This window comes from Rhodococcus sp. P4_B6 (assembly GCF_056402215.1).
Map to the genome: position 1 here is coordinate 1 of NZ_JBFUHV010000085.1, position 15765 is coordinate 15765.

Consider the following 15765-nt stretch of genomic DNA (forward strand, 5'->3'; position numbering starts at 1 on the left):
AACTGCTCAACGAGCGCAAGGGCGAACTCGCCGAGATCATCACCTCCGAACACGGCAAGGTCGTCTCCGACGCCCTCGGCGAAGTCTCCCGCGGCCAGGAGGTCGTCGAATTCGCCTGCGGCATCGCCCACCTGCTCAAAGGCGGCATGACCGAAAACGCCTCCACCAACGTCGACGTCTCCTCCCTCCGCCAACCCGTCGGCCCGGTCGGGATCATCTCCCCGTTCAACTTCCCCGCCATGGTCCCGATGTGGTTCTTCCCCATCGCCATCGCCGCCGGYAACACGGTGGTGTTGAAGCCGTCCGAGAAGGACCCCACCGCCGCCATCTGGATGGCCGAACTCTGGGCCGAAGCCGGCCTCCCGGCCGGGGTGTTCAACGTSCTGCAGGGCGACAAGACCTCCGTCGACGAACTCCTCACCAACCCCGCAATCAAGGCCATCAGCTTCGTCGGCTCCACCCCCATCGCCCAGTACGTCTACGCCACCGGCACCGCCCACGGCAAACGCGTCCAAGCMTTGGGTGGSGCGAAGAACCACGCCATCGTCCTCCCGGACGCCGACCTCGACCTCGCCGCCGACGCCATGGTCAACGCCGGCTTCGGATCCGCCGGCGAACGCTGCATGGCCATCTCCGCCCTCGTCGCCGTCGGCGACATCGCCGACGAACTGGTCGCGAAGATCAAAGACCGCACCGACACGTTGAAGATCGGTGACGGCACCCGCGATTCCGACATGGGACCGCTGGTGACGAAGGTGCACCGCGACAAGGTCGCCTCCTACATCGACGCCGGCGAAAACGACGGGGCCACCATCGTCGTCGACGGCCGGCAGGTGCAGCCCGACGGCGGTGCGGACGGGTTCTGGCTCGGCCCCACCCTGATCGACCACGTCACCACCGACATGTCCGTGTACACCGACGAAATCTTCGGACCCGTCCTCTCCGTGATTCGGGTCGAGACCTACGACGAAGCCCTCGAACTGGTGAACTCCAGCCAGTTCGGCAACGGCACCGCCATCTTCACCAACGACGGCGGCGCCGCCCGCCGATTCCAGAACGAGGTCGAGGTCGGCATGGTCGGCATCAACGTCCCCATCCCCGTCCCGATGGCCTACTACTCCTTCGGCGGCTGGAAGAACTCCCTGTTCGGCGACACCCACGCCCACGGCGCCGAAGGCGTGCACTTCTTCACCCGCGGCAAGGTCGTCACCACCCGCTGGCTCGACCCCAGCCACGGCGGCCTCAACCTCGGCTTCCCCCAGAACAACTAAACCCCCACCACATCACCTGTGCGGGGTGCGGATCTCGGACCGCACCCCGCACAGGCCCCCACTCACCACTCCCCCACACTCGAGGAACACGTCATGCCTCTCGTCCACATCCACGTCATCGAAAACAGGCGCACACCCGAGCAACTTCGCCACGTTGCGGACGTCGTGCAGAACGTGATGCTCGAACACTTCGCCGCACCCGATCGAGACCGCTACCAACTCATCACCGAACACAAGCCGGGCCAGATCATCGCCGAGGACACCGGACTGGGGTTCGAACGCACCGACGACATCGTCGTCGTGCAGATCGCTCAACAGGGCAGAAGCGTGGACCAGAAGACGGCGATGTACCGGGCACTGGCCGACCGACTTCACATCGAGACCAGTCTCGCACCAACCGATGTGATCGTCTCGGTCGTCGAGAACACGCGCGATGACTGGTCTTTCGGCAACGGAATCGCCCAATTCGTAGAAGGCCACCTCTGACCACACACACTGCAGTCGCTGAGCGGCACGCCAGGAGAACGGACATCGACATGATCGGCTGGACACCCCCGCCGCCCGCTCGATCGATCCTTCGACACCGGCGAGCCTCCGCCATCAGTGCATGCGACGCCTGGCAGCGTCCGCTAGTTGACCCGACGCCGACGAGCTAGAACATGCCGTGGCCCCCGAAACCACCGAAGTGTCCGAAACCACCGAAGCCACCGAGGAACGGGCCGGCCTCCGGTCGTTGGGACCCGTAGGTTCCGGGCCAGCCCCAGGGGAAGCCCGACTGCGGCACGTCGGTCACGGGCCCCTCATCTGGCACGACCCGTGCGACGGGCGTAGCAACGCTGTCGGTTACTGTTGCCGCGGAAGCAGTTCCGGCGCCGAGGGCGATCAGGGGTGCGATTGCGGCTGCGGCGACCGCCGCGCGGATTGCGAACTTGTACATTGTTCTCACCTTTCGTTTTCTGGAGCTGTGATCGGGTTGATGATCGAACGACCATTGATGTAAATTTTCGTCCGAACACGGCCCGGAGTCGCCACAGCCAGCGGGTGTTTGCAGGTGCTACCAGCCGTAATCTCGGTCTTCCAGGTAGCTGCAATGCCATTACCGGCCGGYGTGTGCAAGACCGCATTGTGGCGTATCGACGGGGTGCCGATGACGTACTCTCGAAGTCGATCACTTCGACGGTGATCGGGCGCTTTCTCACGGACGACGCGGAAACTCGGGGTCGACGATGGCCGAATTCCATCCTCCGGCGGCGCGGTCCGATCCGGCGACGCCACGGGTGCGGGTGCTGCTGGCCGAGGACGACGTCCTGCTCCGCGAGGGTGTGGCGAGCCTGCTCGCCCGCTCCGGCTTCGATGTTATGGGGCAGGCCGGCGACGCAACCACCCTCCTCGAACTGGTCCGGAAGCGAACGCCCGACCTGGTGGTGGTCGACATCCGGATGCCACCGACCCACACCACCGAAGGCCTCGACGCAGCCCGGGAGATTCGCGAACACTTCCCCGAGGTCGGCATCCTGGTGCTGTCGGCGCACGCCGATGTCGAGCACGCGATGGAACTACTGGCCAGCGGCCGCGGAATCGGCTACCTGCTCAAGAGCCGCATCACCGACGTCGACGATTTCATCGACACCCTGCAGCGCATCGCCGCGGGGGCGTCCGTCGTCGACCCGGCGCTGGTGCAGGAGTTGGTGTCCGCCCGTCGGCGCAACGACCCGCTCGCGGCGCTCAGCGCGCGGGAGCGGGAGGTTCTGGCCCTCATGGCGGAAGGACGTTCCAATGCCGGCATCGCCCGCCGGCTGTGGGTCACCGAAGGAACCGTCGAGAAGCACGTGCGCAGCATCCTGACCAAACTGAACCTCCCGGAGACCGGCGACGATCACCGACGGGTTCTCGCGGTCGTCACCTTTCTCGAGGCTCGCTGACCGGAGCCACGCGGTCCCGTTCAGCGCGGAGCAGATCCCGGATTGCATCGGACGACAGTTCGGTCTTCGACACGAATCCCACCGCAGGGCTCCCGGAGACCAGGTCGGCCAGGTCTTGCTCGGCGTGCGTGGAAATCAGGATCACCGCTGCTGCGAACGACTCGTCGAGTCGCTGCGCGAGGTCGAATCCGCACTCCGCGCCGAGTTCGACGTCGACCAGAATGACGTCGGGCTGCAGTTCCGCGGCCGTCCGCACCGCGTCGGCGGTGTTCGATACTGTGCCGACCACGGGGATGCCCTGCTGCTCGAGGAGTCGCCGAGCAGTGTCCAGAAAACACGGGCTGTCATCGACGATCAGGCACCGTGGACGATCGTGCTGCAACACCATGCCCTCCATCGTCGACCCGATCCTCCCGCCGACGCATTCCCGCTAGCAGGAAAATCCCCTCGTTCACTCGCCGGCGACCGGGATCGTGATGTCCAGCGTGGTGCCGTGACCCGGCGGACTCGTGATCCGCAGGTGGCCGCCGAGGGCCTCGACCCGGTCCTGCAATCCGAGGAGCCCGGAGCCCGCGGCGGACGAGGCACCGCCGACGCCGTCGTCCCGGATCACGAGGTGAAGGATGCCGTCCTGCGTCCCCAGCGACACGGACACCTCGGAGGCTCGCGCGTGCTTGGCGGCATTGGTGAGCGCCTCGGCGACCACATAGTAGGCGGCTACCTCGACCGATTCCGCGAAGCGATCCTCGATTGCGACGTCGAGGGTGACGGGGACCGCCGAGCGACGCGCCAGCGTCCGCACCGCCGATCCCAGCCCTCCCTTCGACAGGATCGCCGGGTGGATTCCGTGTGAGAGTTCGCGCAGATCCTCCGACACCCCCTTCAGCCCCGACGCGATGGCCGACAGCTGCTCCTTCACGTCCACCCATTCGGCAGGCACCGATGCCTCCGTCATCCGCACCTCGAGCCCCAGCGACACCAGTCGCTGCTGAGCCCCGTCGTGCAGATCGCGTTCCAGGCGACGCCTGGCCTCGTCGGAGGCCGCGACGATCCTCGCGCGCGACGCGAGCAGTTCGGCACGGGTCACAGCATTGGCGATCGCGGTCGCGACGAGATCGGCGAAGTCACCGAGCCGCGCCTCGGTGTCCGGTGGCAGCGGCTCGGCGCACCGCGATCCGACGATCGCCGCACCCCACACCCGGGAGTCCACGACGATCGGGACTCCCACGATCGATCCGAAGCCCCCCTCCCGAATGCGGGTCGCGACTTCCCCACCGACGTGTTCGTGGTTGTCGATCCTGGCGGCACGGCCGGTGCGGAGAACGATCGCCCCGACGTCGTCGCCCTCCATCGGGATTCTGTCTCCGGTGTCGGACATCCCCGTGACCCCCGGCTCGTATCGAACGGCGACCAACGTCCCCGTACCGTCCCCGTCGTTGCGAAGGAGTACGGCGTTGACCACGTGCAGCCAGAGCGTGAGTTCCTCGGCGACAGCTGTGAAGACTTCCGGTGGGCTCACTCCACGCGCCGCCAGTGTTGCCACTCGGCGCAGTGCGGCCTGATGTGCGGCGAGGACACCGAGTTCGTCGCGGCTGACCTCGGCCTCGCGCCGGCGCAGGACCGCCTCGGCGGTGCGCAACCTGGCTTGACCGGCCATCAGGTTGGCCACCAGCGCGACGGGCAGGAAGACCAGGATGGCCACCCAGTCGCCGGGTTTGGTCGGAAGCAGGGATCCCGCCACCTGGAGGTGGAAGTAGACGTAGACGACTGCACTGACCAACGTCGTCATCACCGACAGCACGAATCCCCAGCGAGCCGAGACCACCAGGACGCCGAGCAGGAACACCGCGCCGAAGGCGTTCTGCGGCGCGACCGTGTCGAGCTGATGCACCACAGCGGTTTCCACGGTGATCACGGTGGCGGCGACCACGATACCCAGCCACAGAGGAGGGCTGGTCGGGCGCACCAGGAGCGCTATCAGACGCGCAGGCATCTCTCGCGCGTCCGCATCGACAGCCCCGAAGTGGGACGCCGCGTCGCGCCGCGACAGCGCTCCGATTGACCGCCGTGACCACTTTCGCGTCATCGTGCTTGCTCGGATCAGTCGTGGAGTTCTCGGACAGACCTCGATGTGCATCATATCGAGGTGACCCTCCCCGTCTCGACGGCTTGCTCCCGTTGGTCGGCTGACACCGGCCGATGTCGCTACGCTGGGCACAGGCCGATGCAGTAGACCTTGGGAGGACGCGGTGGTAGCCGTACGGATACAGGTGGGTGATCTGGTGCAGGCGTCCGGTCACGCCGGCCCCTGGCTGGTCGTCGAGGTCAGCAAGGGCATGGCTTCGCTCCAGCATCCCGACGGGCACAGACTGTCGGTCCGGACGACGACGCTGTCGGTGGTGCACAAGGCGACGAGCCCGGCGGGCGAGGTCGATCCGCCCGCCCGCGATCAGCCGGGAGAGGCACCCACCCTCTTCGACTAGATCACGAACGATTTCGTGTCCACACATGACGTCGTTCACGCCTCCATTACGTACCAGATCAAGTACGTATATGGTACCCTGGCAGCGTCGGGCATCGCTTGCCCACGGCAGGTGCGGCCCCGCCTGCGATGCGAGGAAAAGAAGGTGACCCATGTCCGCTATTACCGCCACTGACGCCCGGAAAAATCTGTTCGGCTTGGTCAGCCAGGTGAACGAGGACCACACCCCGGTGGAGATCGTGTCGAAGAACGGCAACGCAGTCCTGATCTCGAAGGACGACTACGACTCCATCATGGAGACCGCCTACCTGTTGTCCAGCCCGGCGAACGCTCGCCGGCTGCTCCGCAGCCTGGAGGCGACCCGGCGCGGTGAATACACCGACAGGGAACTGATCGAGTGAACACCGCCTTCACCGACGACGGCTGGGACGACTACACGTACTGGCTGACCAACGATCGGAAGGTTCTCGCCAAGATCAACGCGCTGATCAAGGACATCAAACGGTCGCCCTACCAGGGGATCGGAAAACCCGAACGGCTCCGCCACATGGAAGACAACGTGTGGTCGCGGCGCATCACCCACGAGCATCGCCTGGTGTACGTGATCGTCGACGACACTGTCGTCATACAGCAGGCCCGCTACCACTACGACTAGTCGACGATCGTCGTGACGATCGTCGTGACCGCCGGGGTCCGCGGGGTCGAGCCGAACCCGAATCGGACGGGCGGATCGACCGGTGTCAGGGCGCCGAGGTTCTCGCCGCACCAGGTGGCGGACATTCCGGCCAGCCGCCGCTGGTCGACGGCTCCGTAGAACTCGCGACGCCCGTTGCCCGCGGTGCCACGGGTGCGCACACCGCGGAGAACGACGCGGGCGATCGGGTCGCTGACCGAGCAGAACCACGGCGCACCCGCGACGGTCCGCGGCACCAGATTCAGCAGGTGTCCGAGCAGGGTGCGGGCCCCGACCTCGAACCGCACGTGCAGGTCGCCGGCCTGAACCGCCCGACTGTCGCCGGACCTCGTGTAGTGAACGGGTGTGATCACCGTCCGGTCGAAGGTGTACGTCGCGGTGACGAAATCGCGGACGGCGTCCGACGGCGCGAGGAGCACCCGCAGGCCGTCGGCGTGTTCGACCATGACATCCGTGAACTCACCGAGCGGCGATCGGGACCAGTGGCCGACGACGATGCGGACTCCCGACCCGGTGCCCACGCCGGTGATCTCACCGTCGAAACGCCATCGGGTCATTCGGTCAGGTGCCGGTACGCTGCGGCGCTCCGATCCGACAGGACGGTGCGGAGAATGAATCGTGTTTGCGCCGTGATGTATTGGTCGACGGTGTAGCGGGACGCGAAATGCCAGTGCTTGAGCGCCCACCCGTGCGCGAGCATCATCATGTCGAACGTCGTCAGGTCGACGTCGAGGTCGCCGGCGATCCCGGATGCGATCGCGGCTTCGAGGGCATCGTGGAGCGGTGTGGACGTCGCCACCTCGAGTTCCTTGATCCGCTCGCGCCCCTCCTGGTCGAGGGTCCGGCTCTCCCGGTACGTCAGCACGACGGCGTCCAGGTTCTCGTCGACGATCTCGACGAACCGCCGGAACCCGGCGGCCAGCCGCTCGATGGGGTCGGTTCCCGCGGCATCCATCGCGGGCTCGAGCTGATCACGGAACGCGTCGAGGATGTCGACGATCGTGGCGAGGAGGATGTCTTCCTTGCCGCCGAAGTACTTGTAGATCAGCCCCACGCTCACCTGCGCCTCGTCGGCGAGCGCCTGCATGGACATCTGATGGAACCCGGTCCGCTGCATCACCGTGACGGCGGCGTCGAGCACCTGACGTCGACGCGAGCTGACGCGGACGGCGCGGACCGCCTCGTCGAGTGGAAGGGCGGACGTGTCCTTCGCCATGACAGATGACCTCTCCTTGGTGGCAGAACCTGCGGTGAATGGGTATTCACAGTATCCCGCGCGGGACCGGAACCGCAGTCCGGTCCGGGTCAGATACCGAGATCCTTCGCGACGATCGTCTTCATGATCTCGGTGGTGCCGCCGTAGATGGTCTGGATCCGCGCGTCCACGAACGCGCGCGCCACCGCATATTCGCGCATGTAGCCGTATCCGCCGTGGAGTTGCAGGCACCGGTCGGCGACGCGGACCTGCAGTTCGGTGGTCCACCACTTGAGCCGCGCCGCACGGGCCGCGGTCAGGTCTCCGCGGACGTGCTGGCGGATGCAGTCGTCGAGGTAGGTGCGGGCCAGGTCGAGTTCCGTGGCCACTTCCGCGAGAACGAATTGGGTGTTCTGGAATCCGGCGATCGGCTGTCCGAAGGCGCTGCGCTCCTTCACGTACGCCAGGGTCTGCTCGAGGACTCCTTCGGCGGCCGCGACGGCGCCGACGGACAGGGACAGCCGCTCCTGCGGCAGGTTGTGGACGAGCTGATAGAAGCCCTGCCCCTCCTCCCCGAGCAGGTTGGCCACCGGAACGCGCATGTCGGTGAACGTCAGCTCGCTGGTGTCCTGAGCGTGCAGCCCGATCTTCTCCAGGTTGCGGCCACGGGAGAACCCGGGCGTGTCCGACTCGACGACGAGCAGCGACAGCCCCTTGTGCTTGTCCGGCGACGTGCGCACGGCAACGACGAAGAGCGTGCCGTTCTGGCCGTTGGAGATGAACGTCTTGCTGCCGTTCACCACGTAGTGCTCGCCGTCGCGGACCGCCGTGGTGCGGATGCCGGTGAGGTCGCTTCCGGTGCCCGGCTCGGTCATCGCGATGCCGAGAATCGTCTCCCCGGTGACGGTTCCCGGAAGCCACCGGGCCTTCTGTTCCTCGGTCGTCATGTCCGTCAGGTACGGCAGCACGACGTCGTTCTGGAGGGAGAACGCGATACCCGCGGATGCGGCACCCGCACGGTTGACCTCGTCGACGACGATCGCGTTGTAGCGGAAGTCCTCGACGCCGGGACCTCCGTACGCCTCGGGGACCGGGAAGCCGAGCAGCCCCTGCTTACCCGCTTCGGTGAACAGTGCCGGGTCGAGACAGCTTTCGTTCTCCCACTGCTCGTGCCGCGGGACGATTCGCTCGCGAACGAAGCTGCGGACGCTGTCCCGGAACTGCTGGTGCTCGGATTCGTATTCGATGGTCATGGTGTTCGTCTCCTATCCGCGGAACRCGTTCTCGCCGGTGAAGGCCTGCCCGAGAACCAGCTGATGCATCTCGGGTGTCCCCTCGTAGGTCAGGACCGATTCGAGGTTGACCATGTGCCGGATGACGGGGAACTCCAAGGAGATTCCGTTGCCGCCCAGGATGGTGCGCGCCGTGCGGCAGATCTCGATGGCCTCACGCGTGTTGTTGAGTTTGCCGAAGCTGACCTGGTCCGGTCGCAGCCCGGCCGTGTCCTTCAGCCTGCCGAGGTGCAGCGACAACAGCTGCCCCTTGTGCAGTTCCACCGCCATGTCGGCCAACTTGGCCTGCGTGAGCTGGAATCCGCCGATGGGTCGTCCGAACTGGGCGCGGTCCTTCGAGTACTGCAGGGCAGCCTCCCACGCGGACCGCGCCGCGCCCATCGCACCCCACACGATGCCGTAGCGCGCCTCGGACAGGCTGCTGAGCGGGGCGCGCACGCCACGGGCGCCGGGGAGCATCGCCGATTCGGGCAGTCGGACGTCGTCCAGCACCAGTTCGCTGGTGACCGAGGCGCGCAACGACATCTTGTGCTTGATCACGGGCGCGCTGAAACCCGGGGTGTCGGTCGGAACGATGAATCCGCGGACCCCGTCGTCGGTGGCCGCCCACACCACCGCGACGTCGGCGATGCTGCCGTTGGTGATCCACATCTTGCGGCCGCTGAGGATCCAGTCCGAGCCGTCCCGCTTGGCACGCGTCGACATCGACGCCGGGTCGGAGCCCGCGTCCGGTTCGGTGAGACCGAAGCAGCCGATGATCTCACCGGCCGCCATGCCGGGCAGCCATTGATTCTTCTGCTCCTCGGAGCCGTTGTTCCAGATCGAGAACATGGCCAGGGAGCCCTGCACCGACACGAGGGAGCGGATGCCGGAGTCGCAGGCCTCGAGTTCGAGGCAGGCGAGACCGTAGTGGACGGCCGACGATCCGCCGCACCCGTAGCCCTCGAGGTGCATCCCGAGGACGCCGAGTTTCCCGAATTCCTTCGCCAGTTCGCGGGCTCCCGGCAGTTCGCCGGCCTCGAACCAGTCGGCGACGTGCGGTGTGACGTGCTCGGCGCAGAATTTCCGGACGGTGTCGCGCACGGCGAGTTCGTCGTCCGAGTACAGCGTGTCGATGTCGAGTGGGTCGACGGCGCTGAAGGGCCGCGGATGGGAATGGGTGGTCATGACGGTGTCCTTTACGAGCCGATGGTGTGGGATCCGCGGGCGGCCGGGGTGACGAATGCCCCGCTCTCGAACTCCCTGCGCGCGGTGTCGGTTGCCTTGTAGTGCAGCTTCTTTCCCGTCGCCGACACGGGGAGCGATTCGACGAAGCGGTACGCACGGGGGCGCTTGAACTGCGACAGCATCGGATGCCTGCGACAGAAGTCGTCCAGTTCTTCGGCGGACGGGACCGGTGCGGTGGCGACGACGTACGCGACGACGACCTGCCCCCACTTGTCGTCCGGAACACCGACGACGAGCGAATCCGTCACCGACGCGTGCTCGTTCAGCGCTTCCTCGATCTGCACCGGGTGGACGTTCTCGCCGCCGGACAGGAGCATGTCGTCCTTGCGTCCGACGATCGTCACGAACTCCTTCTCGTCCCAGGTGGCGAGGTCGCCGATGTGCAGCCAGCCGTTCCGGAACTTCTGCTTCTCCTGCTCCGGGGCATCGAAATAGGCGTTGGCGCCTTTCGGGGAGCGGACGATGACCTCGCCGATCTCGGTTCCGTCCCTCGCGACCGTCTCGTGCGCGTCGGCGAGGCGGTCGTCGAACAACTTGACCACGGCGACGTCGTCGTCGATGCAGGCCCGCCCCGCGGACCCGGCCATGTCCGGCAGATCCGTGGGCCGCAGGAAGGTGTTCCAGAAACCTTCGGTGCTGCCGTAGCCGTTGAAGATTCGCGGGTTCAGCACCTTCTGGTAGTGCAGCGCCGCCTCCCGCTCGAGGGGCGCACCCATCGTGACGACGCCTTTCAGGGTGGACAGGTCGCGGGGCTTGTCCTCCTGGGCACGCGCGAGCATCGCCAGGTTGGTCGGGGCGCCGATCAGGAACGTCAGCCCGTACTCCTCGACGTGGTCGAGCGTGACGTCGGCGTCGAAGCTGCGCAGCGCCACCAGCGACGCACCGAGATAGAACGTGGGATTCGGTCCGGCGCAGTACAGCCCACCGCGGTGGAACCACGGCGTCATGTTCAGCGTCTTGTCTTCCGCCGTCAGCGGGAAGTGCATGATCACGTCGTGGGCGCTGAAGATCTCGATCATGCTGTTGAGCGGGACGCCCTTCGGCATGCCGGTCGTTCCCGACGTGAACAGCCGGGTGGTCTCGTCCCACACCGTGCGAGTCACGTCCGGCGGCGACGCCGACTCGGCGACGAGGTCGTCGAACCGGATCACCTCGAAGCCGTTCCCCGGCACGGGCTCTCCCGGACCAACGGCGACGACGAGCGCGGGCTTGTGCGTGGAGCGCGCCAGCGCGTCCCGCACCATCTCGCCGATCTCGGTGTCGTAGACGAACACCGTGGGACGGTTCGCGTCGAGGACGAACGCCGTCTCGCCGGACGCGAGGCGGAAGTTCATCGGCGATCCGACTGCCCCGCAGGCCTGCCCGGCCAGGTACAGCTGGGCGAACTCGGGGCCGTTGAACAACTGGTAGGCCACGACGTCGCCGGGACCCACACCGGCGCGGGCGAGGCCGGTGGCGAGCCGGTCGACCCGGTCGCCGAGTTCGGCGTACGTCCAGCTCTCGCCGGTCGACGGGGACTGCATCGCGAGTCGATCGGCGTACCGGTGCGTGTTGYGCCGGAAGCCGTTCAGATAGGTGAAGTCGTGCTCGAAGTACTGACGATAGGCGTGGGCATCGTATGCGTACGTCATGATGAGTCCTCCGTCCCGGCGCCGGTCAGCCGGCCATGGTGAGGCCACCGCTGACGCTGATCACCTGGCCGGTGATGAACGATGCGGATTCGGACGCGAGGAACACGACCGGCGCCGCAACCTCCTCCGGGCGCGCGAGCCTGCGGAACGGAATAGCCTTGACCAGAGCCTCTTTCAGCTTCTCCGCCTGCGCCTGGAACAGCGGCGTGTCGGTCGGGCCGGGGCACACGCAGTTGACGTTGATCCCGTGCCGGGCCATCTCCCGCGCCAGCGACTTCGACAGGGCGATCACACCGCCCTTCGCACCCGCGTAGATGCTCTCCCCCGCACTACCGACGCGGCCGGCATCGCTGGCGAGGTTGACGACCCGCCCACCGTTACCCGCGTCCACCATGCCGGGGRGGAAGGCGCTGCACATGTGCACGGGCCCGAGGTAGTTGATGGCGACGACCTTCTCGGCGAATTCGGTGGTGGCGTTGAGGAACTGGTCGGTGCGGTCCCATCCCGCCGCATTGACGAGGATGTTCGCGACCCCCACCTCGGCCGTCACCCGGTCGCGCAGGGCGTCGACCTGCGTCCGGTCGGCGACGTCGACGGTCATCGGAAAAAGCAGGTCGGGCCGTTCCGCCGCGGTCTTCTCCGCGGCCTGCAGGTCGAGGTCGGCGACGACCACCCGGTCGCCCTGCTCGGCGAGTGCGAGCGCGATGGCGCGGCCGATGCCGGATCCTGCGCCGGTGACCACTGCGATGTTGTTGCTCATGGTGTGTTTCCCCTTCCCGTGTGTGTCGGACTCAGGCGTTCACGTACTTGTTGAACTCGGGCTTGCGCTTCTCCGCGAACGCCGTCGCCCCCTCGAGGCCCTCGGGTGAATGCGTGAACAGGTCGAGCGCAGACATCGCGAGGTTGCTCAGCCCGGCCTGGTGGTCGGTGTCGGCGTTGAACGACTGCTTCAGGAAACGCAGGGTGGTGGGGCTCTTCTCGGCGATCTCCGCGGCGACGGCCTTCGCCTCGTCGAGCAACCGGTCCGCGGGGACGACCCAGTTGACCAGACCCCAGCGTTCGGCGGTGACGGCGTCGTACTGACGGCAGAGGTACCAGATCTCGCGGGCCCGCTTCTCACCGACGACTCGCGCCAGGAACGCCGAGCCAAAGCCCGCGTCGAACGAGCCCACACGCGGTCCCGCCTGGCCGAACTTCGCGGTCTCGGACGCGATGGTGAGGTCGCAGAGAACGTGGAGCACGTGGCCGCCGCCGACGGCGATGCCGTTGACCGCCGCGATGACGGGCTTGGGGACGTCGCGGATGAGTTTGTGYAGGTTGCCGATCTCGAACATGCCGCTCTCGGTGGGGCCGTAGTCGCCGGTCTCCGCTCGCTGCTTGACGTCGCCGCCCGTGCAGAACGCCTTCTCCCCCGCACCGGTGAGGATGATCGCCTGCACCGTGTCGTCGGCCCATGCCGAGCGGAACGCCTTGATCAGTTCCTCGACGGTCTTACCGCGAAATGCGTTGTAGCGCGCGGGGCGGTTGATCGTGACGACCGCCGCCGGGCCGTCGACCTCGTAGGTGATGTCTTCGTAGTCGGTCACGGTGATTCCTTTCCGGGAAGCCGGTAATGAGAGTGGGTTCAAAGATTGTGAACATTGATTCGGTACAAATGAACGTACATTCACTGCGCGGAGTGTGTCAAGGGTCACGCAGCCCTGCGACCGCTAGAGGAAGGCGCTGATCCCGGTCTCCGCCCGGCCGATCAGCAACTTCTGGATCTGGCTCGTGCCCTCGTACAGCGTCATCACCCGCGCATCGCGCATGTACTTGGCGACGGGGTACTCGTCGACGTAGCCGTAACCGCCGAACAGCTGGATCGCGTTGTTGGCGGCACGAACCGCGGCCTCACTGCAGAAGTACTTCGCCTTCGACGCGGCTGTCCCGAACGGCTCCCCGCGCTCGATCAGGTCGGCCGCCCGCCAGGTGAGCAGCCTCCCGGCGTCGGCGTCGACGGACATGTCGGCGATCAGGTCCTGCACGAGTTGGAACGACGCGAGCGGACGGTCGAACTGCGTGCGCTCGCGGGCGTAGTCGACGGCCGCCTCGAGGCAGCCCTGGATGATCCCCACGCATCCGGCGCCCACCGAGACGCGCCCCTTGTCCAGCGAGTGCATCGCGATGGAGAAGCCCTGCCCCTCCGATCCGAGGAGGCAACTCGCCGGCACCCGCACGTCGGTGAACGACAACTCGGCGGTCGCCTGCCCGCGGAGTCCGAGCTTCCCGTGGATCTCGCGGGATTCGAAACCGGGGGTGTCCGTCGGAACCAGGAAAGCCGAAACACCCTTGGGCCCCGGACCTCCGGTGCGCGCGAACACCAGGCACACCTTGGCCCACGTGCCGTTGGTGATGAAGATCTTGGAACCGTTGATGACGTACTCGTCGCCGCTGCGCACCGCCTTGGTCTTCAGATTTCCGGGGTCCGACCCGTTGTCGGGCTCGGTGAGACCGAAACAGGCGAGCGCCTCACCGGACGCGATGCGGGGCAACCATTCGTGTTTCTGCTCCTCRGTGCCGTGCGAGAGGATCACCTTCCCCACCAGCCCCATCGACACCGACACGATGCCCCGGACCGCGGAGTCCGCCCGGCCGAGTTCCTCCATCCCGAGGCAGTAGGTGACGTAGTCGCCACCCAGCCCGCCGTACTCCTCGGGAATGGTCATGCCGAAGAAGCCGATGTCGGCGAGTTTCCCGACGATCGCGGTGTCCACCGACTCGGCGCGGTCCCATTCGGCGCGGTGCGGGACGACCTCTTTGTTCAGAAAGTCGCGGGCCAGCTGCCGGAACTCCTTCTGCTCCTCGGTCAGTGTCAGGTCCATGGAATGCTCCTCGATGCCGCAGCGAATGAATGATCATTGAATTTGAGCGATCGCTCATAACAAATGAAGCATTATTCATTTCGCAGGAGTCGTCAACCCTCGAGGAGTGCGAAGGTCTGGTCCGGTGCCGGGTCGCCTGGGTAGGCTCGACCCATGCCGGTCACCTGGTCGGACGATGTCGACGAGGTCATCCGCGACGACCTCACCAGCGGGTTCGCGTACGTCACGCCCGCGGGAGGCGCTGTGGTGGCCGCGGTGGCACCCTTCGGGTTGCGTGACCGCGAGCGGGGCACCGTCGGATTCACCACCTCACTGGGCTTCGGCCGCAAGCTCGAGCGCATCAAGGCGGAACCGCGGGTGGCGCTCGCCTTCCACGCGCGTGAGCACGGAATCGGCGACGGCACCAACCGGCGCTACGTGCTCGTACAGGGCGACGCGACGTTCGATCCCAGCCCCGACCGGGACGCCCTCGACGCCCTCGGCGAGCGTTCGGCCCCCTATGTGGGTGCGCCGCGGCGTGGCCGATTCTGGGACCGCTGGCTCAGCGCGTACTACACCGACCGGGTGCTGGTGACGGTCGTGGTGACGCGGGTGACCGCCTGGCCCGACCTGCGCACGACCGGCGAACCCGAGGTCTACGGCGCACCGCTCCCCGACGCCGACGCGGCGCCACAGGCGCCGCCGAAGAAGGGCACCGCGCCGCGGGTGGATGCGGTGAAGACCGGTGAGCGCGCCCGGAAGCTGCCGCACGTGCTGCTCGCCTACCGCGAGGCGGACGGCTATCCGACCGTCGTGCCGGTCGACGTGAACTCGGCGAGCAACGAGGGCGTGCGTTTGAGGGTCCCTGCCGGGGTGCCGCAGGGCGGTCGTCGCGCCGGACTGCTCGCCCACGCGTACCGGCCCCAGCTCGTCGGCCTCGAGTCGCGTCAGAACACCGGCTGGCTCGAGGTCACCGGCACCGAGGCGGTGTACGCACCGCACACGCAGGCCGGGTTCACCGCGCCGCCGAACAAGACGATCCTGCTCCTGGCCAACGGATTCCTGGCCCGCCGTGGCCTCGCGAAAGCCCGGAAGGAAGGCCGCACCCAGGCCCTGGGCCGATGAGCCGGACGACGCCGCGGTTCGCGTAGCGACTCGGCCCGTTCACGTGGTTCACCACTGCCGGGTCGGTCACGGTATTCTCAGCTGAA

The 15765-nt window shown here is 66.8% G+C and carries 18 protein-coding genes; 7 read left to right on the forward strand and 11 right to left on the reverse strand.

The features are described 5' to 3' along the window. Positions 1 to 1271: CoA-acylating methylmalonate-semialdehyde dehydrogenase (locus tag AC1DWT_RS30675; RefSeq protein WP_477923524.1), on the forward strand; the 1271-nt coding region annotated here is incomplete at its 5' end. A 93-nt stretch (positions 1272 to 1364) separates the two neighbouring features. Further along, positions 1365 to 1757 (forward strand): tautomerase family protein, encoded by a 393-nt coding sequence (locus AC1DWT_RS30680; RefSeq protein WP_072937246.1) that lies wholly within the window; start codon positions 1365 to 1367, stop codon positions 1755 to 1757. A 166-nt stretch (positions 1758 to 1923) separates the two neighbouring features. On the opposite strand, the gene AC1DWT_RS30685 is transcribed toward AC1DWT_RS30680, so the two are convergent. Further along, positions 1924 to 2208 (reverse strand): hypothetical protein, encoded by a 285-nt coding sequence (locus AC1DWT_RS30685; protein ID WP_072937245.1) that lies wholly within the window; start codon positions 2206 to 2208, stop codon positions 1924 to 1926. A 289-nt stretch (positions 2209 to 2497) separates the two neighbouring features. On the opposite strand from AC1DWT_RS30685, the gene AC1DWT_RS30690 reads away from it, so the two are divergent. Next, complete coding sequence (locus AC1DWT_RS30690) at positions 2498 to 3193, forward strand: response regulator (RefSeq protein WP_095862244.1); 696 nt, start codon at positions 2498 to 2500, stop codon at positions 3191 to 3193. On the opposite strand, the gene AC1DWT_RS30695 is transcribed toward AC1DWT_RS30690, so the two are convergent. Next, positions 3171 to 3590, reverse strand: a complete 420-nt coding sequence (locus AC1DWT_RS30695) for a LytR/AlgR family response regulator transcription factor (protein WP_095862243.1) — start codon at positions 3588 to 3590, stop codon at positions 3171 to 3173. The genes AC1DWT_RS30690 and AC1DWT_RS30695 overlap by 23 nt on opposite strands. 54 nt (positions 3591 to 3644) lie before the next feature. Then, positions 3645 to 5186, reverse strand: coding sequence for a GAF domain-containing sensor histidine kinase (locus AC1DWT_RS30700; RefSeq protein ID WP_095862242.1), 1542 nt, complete (start codon positions 5184 to 5186; stop codon positions 3645 to 3647). A gap of 256 nt (positions 5187 to 5442) precedes the next feature. On the opposite strand from AC1DWT_RS30700, the gene AC1DWT_RS30705 reads away from it, so the two are divergent. The 3 genes from AC1DWT_RS30705 (at position 5443) to AC1DWT_RS30715 (ending at position 6330) form a co-directional block, all read left to right on the forward strand. Continuing rightward, the gene (locus AC1DWT_RS30705; protein WP_206013510.1) at positions 5443 to 5676 is read left to right on the forward strand and encodes a hypothetical protein; all 234 of its coding nucleotides are present in this window, start codon (positions 5443 to 5445) and stop codon (positions 5674 to 5676) included. A gap of 151 nt (positions 5677 to 5827) precedes the next feature. After that, on the forward strand, positions 5828 to 6076 hold the full coding sequence (locus AC1DWT_RS30710) for a type II toxin-antitoxin system Phd/YefM family antitoxin (RefSeq protein ID WP_072937240.1): 249 nt from the start codon (positions 5828 to 5830) through the stop codon (positions 6074 to 6076). Continuing rightward, positions 6073 to 6330, forward strand: coding sequence for a Txe/YoeB family addiction module toxin (locus tag AC1DWT_RS30715; RefSeq protein WP_072937239.1), 258 nt, complete (start codon positions 6073 to 6075; stop codon positions 6328 to 6330). The genes AC1DWT_RS30710 and AC1DWT_RS30715 overlap by 4 nt, the downstream gene beginning before the upstream one ends. Here AC1DWT_RS30715 and AC1DWT_RS30720 read toward each other — a convergent pair. The 8 genes from AC1DWT_RS30720 to AC1DWT_RS30755 form a co-directional block, all read right to left on the reverse strand. Further along, positions 6327 to 6926, reverse strand: coding sequence for a hypothetical protein (locus AC1DWT_RS30720; protein ID WP_072937238.1), 600 nt, complete (start codon positions 6924 to 6926; stop codon positions 6327 to 6329). The two genes, AC1DWT_RS30715 and AC1DWT_RS30720, sit on opposite strands and share 4 nt — an antisense overlap. Next, entirely contained in the window at positions 6923 to 7585 is a 663-nt protein-coding gene (locus AC1DWT_RS30725; RefSeq protein ID WP_072937237.1) for a TetR/AcrR family transcriptional regulator, read from the reverse strand. The genes AC1DWT_RS30720 and AC1DWT_RS30725 overlap by 4 nt, the downstream gene beginning before the upstream one ends. Positions 7586 to 7674: 89 nt before the next feature. Beyond that, complete coding sequence (locus tag AC1DWT_RS30730) at positions 7675 to 8817, reverse strand: acyl-CoA dehydrogenase family protein (protein WP_072937236.1); 1143 nt, start codon at positions 8815 to 8817, stop codon at positions 7675 to 7677. A 12-nt stretch (positions 8818 to 8829) separates the two neighbouring features. Continuing rightward, a complete protein-coding gene (locus tag AC1DWT_RS30735; RefSeq protein WP_477923532.1) occupies positions 8830 to 10023 on the reverse strand; it encodes an acyl-CoA dehydrogenase family protein in 1194 nt (397 codons plus the stop codon). Positions 10024 to 10034: 11 nt separating this feature from the next. Continuing rightward, positions 10035 to 11714, reverse strand: a complete 1680-nt coding sequence (locus AC1DWT_RS30740; protein ID WP_477923534.1) for a class I adenylate-forming enzyme family protein — start codon at positions 11712 to 11714, stop codon at positions 10035 to 10037. A gap of 25 nt (positions 11715 to 11739) precedes the next feature. Further along, the gene (locus AC1DWT_RS30745) at positions 11740 to 12474 is read right to left on the reverse strand and encodes an SDR family NAD(P)-dependent oxidoreductase (RefSeq protein ID WP_477923536.1); all 735 of its coding nucleotides are present in this window, start codon (positions 12472 to 12474) and stop codon (positions 11740 to 11742) included. 31 nt (positions 12475 to 12505) lie between these two features. Then, positions 12506 to 13300 carry an enoyl-CoA hydratase-related protein gene (locus tag AC1DWT_RS30750; protein ID WP_072937232.1) on the reverse strand — a complete coding sequence of 265 codons (795 nt, stop codon included), beginning with the start codon at positions 13298 to 13300 and terminating at the stop codon, positions 12506 to 12508. Between the two features lie 123 nt (positions 13301 to 13423). Then, on the reverse strand, positions 13424 to 14575 hold the full coding sequence (locus tag AC1DWT_RS30755; protein ID WP_206013513.1) for an acyl-CoA dehydrogenase family protein: 1152 nt from the start codon (positions 14573 to 14575) through the stop codon (positions 13424 to 13426). Positions 14576 to 14728: 153 nt separating this feature from the next. On the opposite strand from AC1DWT_RS30755, the gene AC1DWT_RS30760 reads away from it, so the two are divergent. Continuing rightward, on the forward strand, positions 14729 to 15679 hold the full coding sequence (locus AC1DWT_RS30760) for a hypothetical protein (RefSeq protein ID WP_206013514.1): 951 nt from the start codon (positions 14729 to 14731) through the stop codon (positions 15677 to 15679). The last annotated feature ends 86 nt before the right edge of the window (positions 15680 to 15765 follow it).